A 13,904-nucleotide genomic window follows, 5' to 3' on the forward strand; every position below is an offset into this window, starting at 1 on the left:
GCAGACGCTATAAAATCTATGGGAAAGACTCTAGACAAATCATGATCATGAAAGGTCAAATTTGAACTTCTAGCAACAGGGCACAGGCGCGGCTGGTGAAAGTTAGCTTGTCGTCTATCTACGGCGTGCTGGTCTTTGTCATAGACCGCTTGTGCTGGCCGATCCAGCTGCCGATTCTACGCTTTGATTGTCCGCTTCTAGCGAAAGCGACGCGGTCAAGAAGTTCGATATGAGGCGCTTACCACTCGGAAAAATGGAGCCCCGTTTGGACTTCCGTTGGGCCGTCTGACCCGGGGGCCTCACGAACCGGCGAACCCGCCTGCCTGAACCAAGCCGGGGCTAGCCTGCCTTTTCAAGTTCGTCCGAAGCAGGTCGAGGTCAACAGACGCTGTTGGAAAAGGTAGAGGATTTTCGCACCCTGTTCCCCGATCGTCCGTCCAGACGATTTGGTGCTTCGCGCAGGGGTCACCGCACCGAAGAGGTATTTATTCCTGCTCTAGCCTGCCTTCAAGCTCCTTCAGAAAATGCGCTTCGTTAAGGAGCGAGTCCCAGTCCGTGCCGATGCGCTTAAGCAGTTCGCCAGCTTGGTCATCTGAGATGCCGGCCTCCCTGGCCAGCCGTGCCGCTAACTGATCCAACACGGCTTTCTCAGCCTCGGGCAAGCTGCCTTCCCGATGATGCATCGCCTCGAAGATCACCCCGAACACACTATCAACTTCCTCGTGGATTTCGCTGGCCGGAATGCCTTCTCGCTCTGCCCCTTTCATCATCTCATCGGCGAGATCACTGACGGCCATGGGATCATCTGTCATGGCGTTCGGCAGGTGCTCTGCCATCCATTTATCGAGGAAGTTGATGCCTCTGGTGCTCATTCCGGCATAAGCGGCAGGCGAACATTAGGTTCCGCTTGTGAAGGTGCGCTGAGCCCGCCACCCGCGAGGGGCGTCTGGAACGCGGTTGACATGAAGGCCTATCCGAGAAAGACCGGACGAAAGCGCAAGCACCTTGTCTTTTGAGCGGTCAAGCAAACTGTCTTAACCGAGGTCGATCCAGGCGGGTGCGTGATCGCTCGGCTTTTCCCATCCACGGGTCTCGACGTCGACACCTGCGGCCAGAATGCTCTCCGCAGGGGACGGGCTTACAAGCAGATGATCCATTCGCAGGCCGGAGCTTCGATCGTAGCCGCCGCGATACGAAAAATTCCAATAGGTGTAGATGCCCTTGCCCGGGTGGATCCGACGCATCGCATCCACCCAACCCAGGCCCAGCATGCGGGCATAGGCTTTCCTGCTTTCCGGGAAGAAGACGGCGTCACCCAACCAGCGGCGAGGTACTACGGCATCGATCTCAGTCGGGACGACGTTGAAGTCACCACAAAGCACCGTGCGCTCGCCCAAGAGCGATTTGCTGTAGTCGACAAGACGCTCGAACCAGCGCAGCTTATAATCGAATTTGGGGCCCGGCGCCGGATTGCCGTTCGGGAGGTAGATGCAACCGACGACCAGGCCGTCGATTTCAGCCTCTAGATATCGGCTGTGCGTGTCGTCGGGATCGCCAGGCAAGCCCCGGCGACGTTCGACCGGATCCCTCCCTCGCGCCAGCACCGCCACTCCGTTGTAGGATTTCTGGCCGTGCCAGATCGCGCCGAAACCGGCGTCCCGTATTGCTTCGATGGGAAATTTCTCGTCGGACGTTTTCAGTTCCTGAAGACAGACCACGTCATAGTCAGTCTCGGCCAGCCACTTCAGGAGCACCGGCAGCCGGCCGTTGACACCGTTGACGTTGAAGGTCGCGATCCGCGTCACAATGTTTTCCTTACGTGGAGTGCGCTGCTTCAGACATCTGCGGCGAAGGCTACGGCTTCGACATTGTGGCCGTCCGGGTCGAGCACAAAAGCTGCATAATAATCCGGTGCGTATTGGGCGCGAATGCCAGGCGCGCCATTGTCGCGACCTCCGGCGGCGCGGCCTGCCTTGTAGAACGAGTGCACCATAGCGCGGGAGCCGGCTCGGAACGCTATGTGGATAGGTGCAGGAGGAGGTCCGAATGCCCCTATCCAGAGACGACCGGCATGGCCACCCAACATTGCCCAGCCCTCTCCGGATTCGAGCACGCCAAGATCGAGAGGAGCGAGCACTGCTTTGTAAAAGGCGAGCGATTTTTCTAAATTCCCGACGTTGAAGCCGATGTGGTCGAACATGCTCCTATCCTCTGATTGACCCAACCTGGTAGCGCCTCAGTTTCAAACTGCCGCTTCTATTGGCGAGCTGTCACTTGGGCGTCCGACGGTCATCCACCTCTTCAATCTTGTCCAGAACCGCCTCCGGCGCCACATCGCGCTTGAGTTCCTTGAGCTCGTGATCCGCATCGGTATCTATGTTCAGACGCTTGGCAATCTCCTCCACCAGCTTGATAAGCTTGGTGGTTTCGTGCTCGTTCAGCAGACTGACCTGCAGATCGAGGTCTGCCCTGGAATTGTCCTCCGCACTCATTCGGTTCTGATTGATCAGCACGAAGGTCGAGAGAAAGATGGCCTCGACCGAGGCGAACATAGCCAAGATGACCAGTGATGGGTCCCAGGGTCTGACAAAGCTCAGGATGCCGAGATTGAGGGCGATCCAGATCCCGAAGAAGACAATGTGCAAGTAGACGAAGACCATGCTTCCTGCGAAGCCGCTTATCGCTGCGGCCGCGCGCTCCTCCAGCGATGCGGCCGTGGCTTCTCGTTTACGCCTCTCGATCAGCGCCTCAATGTTTCGCGCCAGGGCAGGGGCAAGGCCTTCCGGCGCCGCCTTGGTTGGCGTGAAGTGACCGTTGCTTTTCGATGCTGCCATCCGTCCAATCCAGTCTCTTCCGTCTAGCCAGCCTAACTCGCCGATCGACAATTCGCTCCGTTGAGGGTTCTCAGATGGCGGATATTTGGAAGAATCCTCTGTCCAAGATCGGTGGCGCCGCGTCACACCGGGTTGCCTCTTGCACCGGCGTTGTGCCAGGCCCAGCCCGGCCTATTTATGGGACATGCCCGGGCGCCGAAAAACCGAACCGACCGCCAAATTAATGGCTGAGTGGCCGCTTTCACCGGCGGCGACTCTGGGATCGTCCATGCGGGCCAGGGGCATTTTCCTCGAGATCCGCGCGCGCCTTCCCGCGCCCCTGAGAAAGCTGCTTCACATCGAATCCCGCGTGCTCACCTTGCGCCTGCCGGAGGGCGTCGATGCCGATGTGCAAGCGGCAGCGGCTATCGTGTCCAAAGCCATGCGCGACATCGAGGACCTTCCGGTCATCCCTCGCGAAGTCGAGGACATCCTGACGATCTCGTCGGGCGAGCGGCACCGCTGGCTGAAGGATGGTCGGTTGCAGAGCTCGGGGACCAGAACGGTCAAGCTTCGCGGCCGCGCCAGAAAGATCACCTTCCACGTCTTCGACCCGCGCCACATCGAGGATGTGCTCGATTGCGATCTGGTCACCGTCTGGCGCGAAGAAGACGACGCCACCCGCACCGAGAACCGGCGACGCGCTGCCGCCAAGGCGGCAGTCAAGCGTGCGCAAAAGAAGGGCCGCGAGGTTGCCCATTCAGCCAGGAATGGCCGAGACGAAAACTCGGAGGCCAAACTGCGCGGATGGGAGGATTTTGAGAGCGACGGGCTGCTGCGCTGACAAGCGGCTCGGGCATCAGACCGAGAATCTTTCACTATCGATCGTGATCTCAAGGACAATTCCGGCGGGGTCCCAATCTCGCACGACTCCGCCGAGCTCATTCGCGGCGGCGCGGATCAGGCGGCTTCCGAAGCCTTCGTCTTCGGTTGCGACCGGAGGTGGTCCTCCTACCTCTCTCCACTGGACACTCACCTTACCGTCTCTATTGGAGCAAGCGATCTCGATCGAGCCGGCGGGCGCCGAGAGGCTGCCATGTTTGGCAGCGTTTGTGGCGAATTCGTGTAGCAGGAGAGAAAGCGGCGTGATCATCGCTGGAGGCACCGGCAGATCGATGCCACTGATCGCGAAGCGGGGCTGCTCGTCAGTTCCATGCCGGTATGGCGCGAGGATTGCGGCGATCAATGCATGTAGGCTCGTCGCGCCATGAACAGACGGGCCAGTCGAGGGGAGCATCGTCAGCGCATGGGCCCGCGCGAGGGCGCCGAGGCGGTCAGAAACGGTGGAGGCGAGCGCGGCCGGAGTTTCAGCAGCTGGCGCGCTCAAATTGACGATGGTCCTTGCGATGGTAAAGAGGTTCTTCACGCGGTGGTCCATCTCGCGAAGCAGCAACTCCTGCTGCTCCTGCGCCCGCAGCCGCTCGGAAATGTCACGGCCGATCTTGGAGACACCGACAATTGCGCCAGACGCATCCGCGATGGGGGAAGCGGTCAAAGAGATGGGAATGCTGCTGCCATCCTTGCGCAGGCGAACGGTCTCGAAGTGCTCGACATGCTCTCCATTGCGAATGCGCACCAGGATCTGCCGCTCCTCGATCTGCCGATCGGGCGGTATCAGCAACATGAGCGGACGTCCGACCATTTCCTTGCGGCCGTAGCCGTAGAGACGCTCAGCGCCGCTGTTCCAGTCCGTGACGATGCCATCCAAATCGGTCGCGATGATTGCATCATCCGAGGATTCGACGAGCGCGCTCAGTCGCATCGCACTGGTTTCCGCCCGCTCCCGTTCGATCGCAAACCCGAGCTGACGGGCAATGGTCAACGCAAGTTCGCGTTCACGATCCCCGAAGCGATGGCGTGCCGGATAGTAGACCATGAACTTGCCGATGAGCTCGCGGGAGGTGGCAAGCGGGATGAAAGCCAGCGCTTCGATTCCCTCGCCAAGGACCGTGTCGATGATCTGCTGAGATTCACCGCTGAGACGAATATCCTCGACAAAGATAGGCTCGGCATCGTGCTCCCCGCGCGTCCACGGCGTGTGACCGTTAACTGCCTCGCGGTATTCATTAGAGAGTGAGCGCCAGGCGACGAAGCTCATGACGCCGTGGCTGTCAAATCTCAGGATCGAGGCGCGTGACGAACCGAGGGCGTCGCATATGGCATCCAGCGCCGCATCGTAGATCTCGCCAAGGCCGTTGGCACGGTAAAGTCGGTCGGTGAGACGAAAGAGGACGGCCTGCTCGCGGACAATATCGCCGTCGGCCGCCTCAAGCTGGCCTCGGCCCATGCCCGGATCACTCACGGCTCCGTGCTGCATGGCTCTGTCCCACGGATGGCTCTATTGAAAGTTCGGCCATCCTCGACCAAATAGCACCGCGTCCAGGGTCCAGGTCCTTGGACTGCTCGATCAAGACCCCATGCCAAAGAATATGCGCCTTGCGCAGTTTCGCAATAGGGACTTGGGGCATGACGTTGATTAGGACCGTCAGTCGTTGTCCGTGCGGCTTTACACTGACTGCGACTCAGCCTGTCACGTCTTCGGCGGCCCGCAGCGTCCTTTCAGCACGGCGATCTCGGTCTCATGGTCGCCGCCGGACATTGATGAGACCGGCACGCCAATGAGGAAGACGCCAAGCGCGTCACCCGTAGCCGCCTTGTTCTGCTGGTTTGTCAGAACCGCCAGGCGCTCTTTGTCGGCTTGCGTGCAGGGGCCAGCATTGGGCACGCCTGCTATTTTGTCCGGTGGTGTAGCGCAGCCTGCAACGCAAACGATCGTAGCAACGGTTAAAGCAAACCGCTTTATAGTCCCCCCCAAAATCTCAAACCCGCTGCCAACGTTGCTTAGCCTGATGCAAATGGCAAGCCGCCTTAGCGGGATTCGACAACAAAATAGAAATTGAGCATTATGCCAGCCGGTGCCGGGGGATACCTCATGGATTTGCGATTGTATTTTCCCGCCGCGAATGCGGTCCTGTTGTCAGGCTGTGCTGCCGACAATTTGAACAATTACGATACGATGACGTTAGCGTCAGGCGACGCAAACAACACCAATTCGCTTTTGCAAACGGTCGATCCGTTTAATCCGAACAGCAACAACACGCATATCGAAGGCGACGGGCAACGCAGCGTGGCTGTTGTCCAACGCTATCGCGTACCTACAGCTTCGCCGCGCATGTGTTTCATTCGCCCTATTAAACCCGGCCGAACCCATTGCGTGGCGGGTCGCTTCATGCCCTTCCGCATGGCATCGGCTGGCGCGAGCCGGTAGCGTCAGTAATGCCGACATTTCAAGACCTGTCCGGCTTCTCCCGCAACGATGGCTGTCCCACCGATCAGACCTCAGCGACTCCAGGACCGACCGCGCAGGGTGTGCGGCAAGATCGGCCGCTCCGATGATGGCAACCCGACCATATCTCGACTCAAGCGGGAGCAGCAAAGCGACCCGATGGTGACATTTGGTATCTAGCCGTTCCGCGATCCTGCCAGCGGAACGCACATGGCTCTTCCTCGTTTTGGCTCTGAAGGGAACCATGAAACGGAGAGAGAATGATGAGAAGGCTTTTGTTACCTGTTGTGACAGGCGCGCTTGTCGCCTTGTCTGGCGCAGCTTTTGCCGACACTCCCGTATCTGCCGCTACAAACCTTAACGTTCGCGCCGGTCCAGGCTCGCAATATCCGGTCATCGGCGTGCTGCGGGCGGGCCAGACGGCCACATTGAACGGCTGTCTGCAAAACTCGAAATGGTGCACCATCGCCGAAGCTGGTGGTCAGGGCTGGGTCTATTCCGATTACGTCACGGCGGAATTCGGCGGCAATCGGGTCGTCTTGACCGAGCGGCCAGCCAATTCCGGCATCGCGGTGGTGAAAGCTCCTCGCGAGCAGGCTAATGCGGGAGCCGTCGCCGGCGGCGCTACCGGAGCGATCGCCGGCGCCATCATCGGAGGTCCGGTCGGCGCTGCTGTGGGCGGCGCGGCGGGGATCGTGGGCGGCGGTGCGGCTGGCACGGTAATCACTCCCCCCGAACAGGTGCGCACCTACATCAGTGAGCATCGGGTCAAGCCTGTTTACCTTCAAGGCAAGGTTGCGACCGGCGCGACGCTGCCTGAGACGGTAGCCCTGCAGAAGATCCCGAACTACCGGTACCGGTATGTCTATGTGAACAATCGGCCGGTGCTGGTTGAGCCGTCGACGCGCCGCATCGTGTATGTGGAACGCTGAAAGTGCCAATCGGCAATGAATACCGACCGCCGGGCGGGTTGCACGGCGGTCAAGCCGAGGCGGGCTGTTGACTGCAACACACGACCGCGAACAACGACACCGTCGATTTATGGTGAACATCTCCGGCGTTAGCATGGGCTGGCTGCGTCGTTCACGCAATGCCGCCGAGACATCGGCGGCGACCGGCCGGCGGAAGTGGCGGCCGGCGCTAGGAATATGGCGGCGCACGGCTTCCAGGCGCTCAAGATGAACGGCACCTAGGAACTGCAGATCGTCGACAGCCACGACAAGATAGACACGGCTATAGAGCGCGTCGCCATGGTGCGCGAGGCGGTCGGGCCGAATATCGGCGTGGCCGTCGATTTCCACGGCCGCGTGCACGGGCCGATGCCGCATCCTGGTCAAGGAGCTGGAGGCATACCGGCTGATGTTCATCGAAGAGCCGGTGCTCAGCGAAAACCGCGAGGCGCTGAAGGAGATCGCCGCGCTCGGCTCGACGCCGATCGCGCTTGGCGAACGGCTCTACAGCGGGTGGGACTTCAAGTCGGTGTTCGAGGAAGCGGTGTCGGCCGGATCTGTCGCACGCCGGCGGCATCACCAAATGCCGCAAGATCGCGGCGATGGCCGAAGCCTATGACGTGGCTGTGGCGCCGCACTGTCCGCTCGGGCCGATCGCGCTGGCGCATGCCTGCAGCTCGACTGAAGCGACCGTCGACGGAAGAGGTCGCCACCGGGAGAGGCAATCGAGCTCCTCAACGCGAAGCTCCCCCGCCTGTTGGTCGGCAGCATTCTATTGGATGATACCTGCTGGAAATACGCGCTCCGCTTGCGGGCAGAATAGAGTGGAAGGGAAGTTGCGGCTGCCCTCTTCTATCCTATTGCACCGCCAGCGCCGTCACTTCCCGCCGGAAAGGCAGGGCGTCACCAATATCGGCCTCGTCCAGCTCGCGAGCGAAGCGGTGGCCGGCATAGGTTGCCCAAGCGATCGGCCCCGGCGCTTCGGCATCGCCGATAACCTTGATCGAACGGATGCCGTTGCCGGCCCACTCGTTTTCCCGGGCTTTCAGCGCGCGCCAAACGGCATCGTCCTGATTGCGCGACGTGACCAGGACCACGGCATCGGCCGCCACCTCCTGTTGCGCGCCGGTATAGACGCAGGCCGTCACGACGCCGCCTGACGCGATGGTCGTGACAGTCCTGTTGAGGACGATATCTATCCCGATCTGCGCCAGGCGGCGGTGGATGGCGCCCTGCTCTAGCGTGTTGCGGGTCCAGTCCGAGACATAGGCCGACGGCGTTACCAGCGTCACCTTCGCACCCTGCCGCGCCATCAGCTCCGCCAGCACGCCGCCCATGTAGTAGTGATCGTCGTCGAACAGCACGACCTTGCCGGAAGGCACCTTGCCTCCCATCAGATCGTCGGGCGTGTAGACCGGCATGGCGGCGTCGATCGGCATTGGCACGACATGGGCGCGCGCGACGCCGTCGCGCCGCCAGGTCGATCCAGTCGCGATGGCGACGTTCTGGAAGCCGAAGGACAGGACGTCGTCCGCCGACAGCCGGCTTTCGAAATAGATGTCGACATTCGGCATCTGGCTGAGCTGATACTGGCGATAGTCGCGCACCCTGCCCCAGGCCGACAGGCCCGGGAGCAGGCATTCACGCGCCACGCGCCCGCCGAGCGCGGTGCCGGCTTCCGCTATCGCCACCTGATAGCCGCGCAGGCCGAGCGCGCGGGCGGCCTCCAGTCCGGCAGGCCCGGCGCCGACGATCAGCACGCTGTCGCTATCGCCCTTGGCCTGCATGCGCTCCGGATGCCAGCCCTTGCGCCATTCCTCCATGAAGGTCGGGTTCTGCGTGCAGCGCGAGATCGACATTGTCATGTCGCCGGTGATGCAGATGTTGCAGCCGATGCATTCGCGGATGTCCTCGATGCGGCCCTCCTCGACCTTCCTTGGCAGGAAAGGATCGGCGATCGACGGGCGAGCGCAGCCGATGAAATCGAGCGTGCCTGATTTGATCATCCTCACCATCACGTCCGGCGAGGTGAAGCGGCCGACACCGACGACCGGCTTCGAGGTCAGCTCCTTGACGCCGGAGACCAGGCTTTCTTGCGCCGCCTCTTCCTTGAAGCGCGACGGCCCCGAACAATCGTCCCAGGCGCCGTGGGCGAGGTCCCAGAGATCGGGCAGCTCGGCATGCATCTCGATCATGTCGCGCACTTCCGAATTGGCGAAGCCAAGCTCGCCGATCATCTCGTCCAGCGATAGCCTGAGCGTCAGGCCGCACGTGTCGCCGATCGCGTCGCGCCCTTCCTCGATCAGCTCGCGCATCAGTCGCGAGCGGTTTTCCAGCGAGCCGCCATATTCGTCGCTGCGCTGGTTGGTGGCGGTCGACAGGAAATGCTGGATGATGCCGAAGCCATGCGCGCCGTAGAGGCACACTAGGTCGAACCCCGCGTGCCTGGCGCGCTTGAAGGCGTTGCGGTGCCAGCGGCGCAGGTCGCGGATGTCCTGCTTGTCCATGGCGCGCGCCTGCACCGGATCGTTGGTGAAGGTGCGGATCGGCAAGGCCGAAGGGCCGCGCGGAACCTCCTTGGTGTAGAGGTTGGGACCGTTGATGCCGGAATAGGCAAGCTGTATGCCGGCGAGCGCGCCATGTTCGTGCATGGCCTTGGCCATTTTGGTCAGGGCCGGAATATCGGCGTCGTCCCACAGCCTGAGCTCGATGAAGGGCGTGATCTCGGAGGTGTGATGCATCTCCGTCTGCTCAGTGAAGATGACGCCCCATCCGCCTTCGGACTTCATTCGGCGCATCTCCGCCGCGGCTGACGGATCGCGATAGCCGCCTCCATTGCAATGCGGAACCTGGTAGAAGCGGTTCTTGGCGGTCACCGGACCGATCTTCATCGGCTCGAACAGAATGTCGTAGCGTGGGTCGCGCATGTAATCCTTCCATCGGCTTGGCGCTGCCGCTGCTGCCGAGATTACTCATAAGTTGGCACGGGCGCGGGAAAACTACGGAATTCTTCTGTGCGGATTAGGACGCGCCTAATCGCCCTTGCATGGATTAGCCTCAGATGAAGCGAGGCTGAGCCAAATGCGACTTCAGGACCGCCGCGGCGCGATGTAGAGAACGGCTGCGGCAACGGGACCGGACAGGAATGGACAGCGTCAGAATACTCGAGAGGTTGATCGCCTTCCCGACGGTGAGCCGCGACTCGAACCTCGACCTCATCGGCTATGCGGTGGACCTGCTTCGAGCAAACGGCATCGCCTCCCAGATCATCCACAGCGCCGACGGGCACAAGGCCAATCTTTTCGCCACGATCGGCCCGGCCGATAAGCCCGGCATCATGCTTTCCGGTCACACGGATGTCGTTCCCGTCGACGACCAGAACTGGACGCTGCCGCCATTCGCCATGACCGCGCGCGACGGCAAGCTTTACGGGCGCGGCGCGGCGGACATGAAGGGTTTCTTGGCCTGCGCGCTCGCGGCAAGCCTCAAGGCCTCGAAAATAGCGCTTCGCACGCCCTTGCATCTGGCGCTCTCCTACGACGAGGAGATCGGATGTCTCGGCGTGCGCGACCTGATCGAAATGCTAAGCGCGGCACCCCAACGCCCGCTGCTGTGCATCGTCGGCGAGCCGACCAACATGCAGGTGGCGACCGGGCACAAAGGCAAGCTCGCGGCGCGCGCCCTCTGCAAGGGACGCGAAGGCCATTCGGCGCTCGCTCCGCTGGCACTCAACGCCATCCATCTCGGTTGCGATTTCGTGCGCGCGCTGCGCGACGAACAGGACCGGTTGGTCCGCGAAGGCGCTCGCGATGGCGACTATGACATTCCCTACACGACGGTGCATGCGGGCAAGATCAATGCCGGCGTGGCGCTCAACATCGTGCCCAATCTCTGCCAGGTCGATTTCGAGATCCGCAACGTCGCCGCCGATGATGCCGCCGGCATTCTCGACAGGCTGTGCATTGCCGCGGCGCGCATTGCCGCTGATGCCGCTTCGATCGCGCCCGAAGCCGCGATCGACATCGAGATCACCAACACCTACCCGGGCCTCGACACGCCGGTCGCTTCGGAAGCGGTCGCCTTCGTCAAATCGCTGACCGGCGCCAACGATACCATGAAGGTCGCGTTCGGCACGGAAGGCGGATTGTTCAGCCGCGATCTCGGCACGCCGGTCGTCGTCTGCGGACCGGGCTCGATGGCGCAGGGGCACAAGCCGGACGAATTTGTCAGCGTCGAACAGCTGCGGCGTTGCGACGAGATGCTGGAGAGGCTGCTGTCGCGGCTCACCGACGGCTGGCCGTAACCCTCCTCATTTGACAATGCGTTCGGTGCCGAAGACGCCTTGCTCGACGACGAAGCGGCGGCAATGGTCGATGAAGGCCTGCACCGTCAGCGTGCGATGCTCGGCGTTCGGCAGCGCAATTCCCATCGTCAGCGGCCTGATGTCTCCCAGCAAGGGCACGAAGACCAGCAGCTTGCCGTCCGGCGACATGGTGTTGAGCGGCCGCATGTTGGCTATGCCGTAGCCGAAGCCATTGGCGACCATCGAGCGCATCACGGCGATGTCGCCGGTGCGCTCGGCGATCTTTGGCCGCAGGCCCTTGGGCTGGAAAGCCGACAGGAAATATTCGCGGCTGTAGGGCAGATCGAGCAGCACCATCGGTTCGTCGACCAGTTCCTCTGGCGTGATGCCCGCCCTCCCCGCCAGACGATGCGCGGCCGGCAGCATCACATAGGCGGGCAGTTGCATCAGCGGTTCGAATGTCATGTCCTGCGACAGTTCGAGATCGTATGTCAGTGCGGCATCTATCTCGCCGCGCTGCAGCATCTCGAACAACTGCCCCTGATTGCGCTCGAACTGCCTGACGCGGACATCCGGATAGGCATCCTCGAATTTCCGGCGCAGCGCCGGCAGCACGATCTGCGCGAAAGTCAAAAGGCAGCCGATTGCCAGCGGTCCGCGCACCTTCTCCGCGATATCGCCGGCAATGTCATGCAGCGCATCCGCATCGTTGAGCAGCCGCGCGGCTTCCTTGAGGAACAGGCGTCCGCCCGCCGTTAGTGCAAGCGCGTGCGAATGCTTGCGCACGAAGAGCTGGACGCCGAACTCCGCCTCGAGCTGGGCGATCGAAGCCGAGATCGACGGCGGCGAGACGTTCACCTGCTCGGCCGCCTTGGCAATAGAGCCCGCCTCGCCGACGGCGACGAAGTACTCGAGTTGTCTGAGCGTGAAACGAAGCGGCATGGGCTTCTATGATGCCCGTTTGGTCGCTGCAATCAAGTCGCGGCCGCTTCTCAGTACTTGATCCAGGTGGTCTTCAGCGCGGTGTATTTGTCGAGCGCGTGCAGCGACAGATCGCGCCCGAAGCCGGACTGTTTGAAGCCGCCGAAGGGCGTCATCGGGCTCAGCGCGTCGACGGTGTTCACCGAAACCGTGCCCACCCGCAGTCTTTCCGCGATACGGTGTGCCCGCGACAGGCTGTCGGTCCAAATCGATGCCGCAAGGCCGTAGACGCTGTCATTGGCAATCCGCAGCGCCTCCTCTTCGCTATCGAAGGCGATGACCGACAGCACCGGACCGAATATCTCGTCGCGGGCGAGCGGATCCTCGGGCGAGACATTGTCGAAGATCGTCGGCTGCACGAAGCTGCCGCGCCCGTCGACGGCCACCCGGCGGCCTCCGGCGACCAGCCGGGCTGACTTCCTGCCGCCATCGATAAAACGCATGACCGTCGCCGCATGCCGCGCATCCACCATCGCACCCATCCTGGATGCCGGGTCGAGAGGGTCGCCGGGTTGCGTCGCAGCCGCGCGCTCCGCTAGCTTCTCGACCAGCGCATTCTTGATGCCGCGTTCCACCAGCAGCCGGGAATTGGCCGAGCAGACCTGGCCCTGGTTGAAGAAGATGCCGAAGGCGGCCATGTCGGCCGCCGCATCCAGATCGCCGCAGTCCGCGAACACCAGATTGGGACTCTTGCCGCCGGTCTCCAGCCAGACCTGCTTCATGTTCGACTGGCCGGAATATTGCAGGAACAGCTTGCCGACGGCGGTCGATCCGGTGAAGGCGAGGCAATCGACATCCATATGCCGGCCAAGCGCCTGGCCGGCGGTCTCGCCGAGGCCCGGCACCACATTGAGCACGCCGGCGGGCAGGCCCGCCTCCATGGCGAGCTCGGCCAGCCTGAGCGCCGAGAAAGGCGATTGCTCGGCCGGCTTCAGCACCACCGAATTGCCCGCCGCCAGCGCCGGCGCGCATTTCCAAGTCGCCATGTCGATCGGGAAATTCCACGGCACGACCGCGCCGACCACGCCAAGCGGCTCGCGCCGCACCAGAGCGAGATCGCCTTGCCCCGTCGGCGCTACCTCGTCATAGAGCTTGTCGATCGCCTCGCCATACCACTGAAAGATCGCCGCAGCGCCCGGCACGTCTATGGTGGCGGCATCTTTGACCAGCTTGCCCATATCCAGCGATTCCAGCAGCGCGAGCTCCTGCAGGTTCTCGCGCAGCAACTCCGCCAGCCGCAGCAGCACCTGCTTGCGATGCTGGGGACTCGTTCGCGACCAGACGCCGGCCTCAAAACTGCGCCGGGCCGCCGCGACGGCGAAATCGATATCCTCCTCCCCGCAGGAGGCGACTTCGGCGAGCGTCGCTCCCGTGGCCGGATTGACGCTGGCGAAGGTCCGGCCGGAGCGCGCCGGCACCGGCTTGCCGTCGATGAACGCCTTGTCGCGGAAGCGAATCGCGGACGCCTTGCCGACCCACTCCTTGTGGCTGAGTTCGCTCATGCTCGCTCC

General features: G+C 62.3%; 13 protein-coding genes and 1 pseudogene. 5 read left to right on the forward strand and 9 right to left on the reverse strand.

From position 1 onward, the window contains the following. Positions 1-485 precede the first annotated feature (485 nt). From LB526_RS01560 to LB526_RS01575, 4 genes are all read right to left on the reverse strand, one after another. Positions 486-872: a hypothetical protein gene (locus tag LB526_RS01560; protein WP_224543041.1), complete on the reverse strand. Its 387-nt coding sequence runs from the start codon at positions 870-872 to the stop codon at positions 486-488. Between the two features lie 162 nt (positions 873-1,034). Next, the gene (gene xth / locus LB526_RS01565; protein ID WP_224523297.1) at positions 1,035-1,805 is read right to left on the reverse strand and encodes an exodeoxyribonuclease III; all 771 of its coding nucleotides are present in this window, start codon (positions 1,803-1,805) and stop codon (positions 1,035-1,037) included. A gap of 29 nt (positions 1,806-1,834) precedes the next feature. Next, positions 1,835-2,200, reverse strand: coding sequence for a VOC family protein (locus LB526_RS01570; protein WP_224600509.1), 366 nt, complete (start codon positions 2,198-2,200; stop codon positions 1,835-1,837). Positions 2,201-2,270: 70 nt separating this feature from the next. Continuing rightward, the gene (locus LB526_RS01575) at positions 2,271-2,834 is read right to left on the reverse strand and encodes a DUF1003 domain-containing protein (protein ID WP_224523298.1); all 564 of its coding nucleotides are present in this window, start codon (positions 2,832-2,834) and stop codon (positions 2,271-2,273) included. Between the two features lie 184 nt (positions 2,835-3,018). Between LB526_RS01575 and LB526_RS01580 the strand changes: the two genes are divergently transcribed. After that, positions 3,019-3,657, forward strand: coding sequence for a hypothetical protein (locus LB526_RS01580; RefSeq protein WP_224523301.1), 639 nt, complete (start codon positions 3,019-3,021; stop codon positions 3,655-3,657). Positions 3,658-3,672: 15 nt separating this feature from the next. On the opposite strand, the gene LB526_RS01585 is transcribed toward LB526_RS01580, so the two are convergent. After that, the gene (locus LB526_RS01585) at positions 3,673-5,190 is read right to left on the reverse strand and encodes a PAS domain S-box protein (protein WP_224523302.1); all 1,518 of its coding nucleotides are present in this window, start codon (positions 5,188-5,190) and stop codon (positions 3,673-3,675) included. 213 nt (positions 5,191-5,403) lie between these two features. Further along, positions 5,404-5,598 (reverse strand): hypothetical protein, encoded by a 195-nt coding sequence (locus LB526_RS01590; protein WP_095813132.1) that lies wholly within the window; start codon positions 5,596-5,598, stop codon positions 5,404-5,406. 207 nt (positions 5,599-5,805) lie between these two features. On the opposite strand from LB526_RS01590, the gene LB526_RS01595 reads away from it, so the two are divergent. The 3 genes and pseudogenes from LB526_RS01595 to LB526_RS01605 all read left to right on the forward strand — a co-directional run. Beyond that, positions 5,806-6,141: a hypothetical protein gene (locus LB526_RS01595; protein ID WP_224625815.1), complete on the forward strand. Its 336-nt coding sequence runs from the start codon at positions 5,806-5,808 to the stop codon at positions 6,139-6,141. A gap of 281 nt (positions 6,142-6,422) precedes the next feature. Next, the gene (locus tag LB526_RS01600) at positions 6,423-7,091 is read left to right on the forward strand and encodes a DUF1236 domain-containing protein (protein WP_224625926.1); all 669 of its coding nucleotides are present in this window, start codon (positions 6,423-6,425) and stop codon (positions 7,089-7,091) included. A 171-nt stretch (positions 7,092-7,262) separates the two neighbouring features. Continuing rightward, positions 7,263-7,798: pseudogene (locus LB526_RS01605) on the forward strand (enolase C-terminal domain-like protein); the annotation flags it as partial. A 168-nt stretch (positions 7,799-7,966) separates the two neighbouring features. Here LB526_RS01605 and LB526_RS01610 read toward each other — a convergent pair. Beyond that, positions 7,967-10,036: an FAD-dependent oxidoreductase gene (locus tag LB526_RS01610; protein WP_224625816.1), complete on the reverse strand. Its 2,070-nt coding sequence runs from the start codon at positions 10,034-10,036 to the stop codon at positions 7,967-7,969. 218 nt (positions 10,037-10,254) lie between these two features. On the opposite strand from LB526_RS01610, the gene argE reads away from it, so the two are divergent. Then, positions 10,255-11,412, forward strand: coding sequence for an acetylornithine deacetylase (argE, locus tag LB526_RS01615; RefSeq protein ID WP_224625817.1), 1,158 nt, complete (start codon positions 10,255-10,257; stop codon positions 11,410-11,412). A gap of 6 nt (positions 11,413-11,418) precedes the next feature. On the opposite strand, the gene LB526_RS01620 is transcribed toward argE, so the two are convergent. Both LB526_RS01620 and LB526_RS01625 read right to left on the reverse strand, forming a co-directional pair. Next, the gene (locus LB526_RS01620) at positions 11,419-12,354 is read right to left on the reverse strand and encodes a LysR family transcriptional regulator (protein WP_224606628.1); all 936 of its coding nucleotides are present in this window, start codon (positions 12,352-12,354) and stop codon (positions 11,419-11,421) included. 50 nt (positions 12,355-12,404) lie between these two features. Beyond that, positions 12,405-13,895, reverse strand: a complete 1,491-nt coding sequence (locus tag LB526_RS01625) for an aldehyde dehydrogenase (RefSeq protein ID WP_224625818.1) — start codon at positions 13,893-13,895, stop codon at positions 12,405-12,407. Positions 13,896-13,904 lie beyond the last annotated feature (9 nt).

This window comes from Mesorhizobium sp. CA6 (assembly GCF_020165035.1).
In the GTDB taxonomy this organism is placed as follows: Bacteria; Pseudomonadota; Alphaproteobacteria; order Rhizobiales; family Rhizobiaceae; genus Mesorhizobium.

Excerpts from the sequence above, each read along its gene's own strand:
- argE (WP_224625817.1), top strand. The coding sequence starts at position 10,255 with ATGGACAGCGTCAGAATACTCGAGAGGTTGATCGCCTTCCCGACGGTG.
- LB526_RS01570 (WP_224600509.1), bottom strand. The coding sequence starts at position 2,200 with ATGTTCGACCACATCGGCTTCAACGTCGGGAATTTAGAAAAATCGCTC.
- LB526_RS01600 (WP_224625926.1), top strand. The coding sequence starts at position 6,423 with ATGAGAAGGCTTTTGTTACCTGTTGTGACAGGCGCGCTTGTCGCCTTG.
- LB526_RS01575 (WP_224523298.1), bottom strand. The coding sequence starts at position 2,834 with ATGGCAGCATCGAAAAGCAACGGTCACTTCACGCCAACCAAGGCGGCG.
- LB526_RS01595 (WP_224625815.1), top strand. The coding sequence starts at position 5,806 with ATGGATTTGCGATTGTATTTTCCCGCCGCGAATGCGGTCCTGTTGTCA.
- LB526_RS01580 (WP_224523301.1), top strand. The coding sequence starts at position 3,019 with ATGCCCGGGCGCCGAAAAACCGAACCGACCGCCAAATTAATGGCTGAG.
- LB526_RS01560 (WP_224543041.1), bottom strand. The coding sequence starts at position 872 with ATGAGCACCAGAGGCATCAACTTCCTCGATAAATGGATGGCAGAGCAC.
- LB526_RS01620 (WP_224606628.1), bottom strand. The coding sequence starts at position 12,354 with ATGCCGCTTCGTTTCACGCTCAGACAACTCGAGTACTTCGTCGCCGTC.
- LB526_RS01610 (WP_224625816.1), bottom strand. The coding sequence starts at position 10,036 with ATGCGCGACCCACGCTACGACATTCTGTTCGAGCCGATGAAGATCGGT.
- LB526_RS01625 (WP_224625818.1), bottom strand. The coding sequence starts at position 13,895 with ATGAGCGAACTCAGCCACAAGGAGTGGGTCGGCAAGGCGTCCGCGATT.
- LB526_RS01585 (WP_224523302.1), bottom strand. The coding sequence starts at position 5,190 with ATGCAGCACGGAGCCGTGAGTGATCCGGGCATGGGCCGAGGCCAGCTT.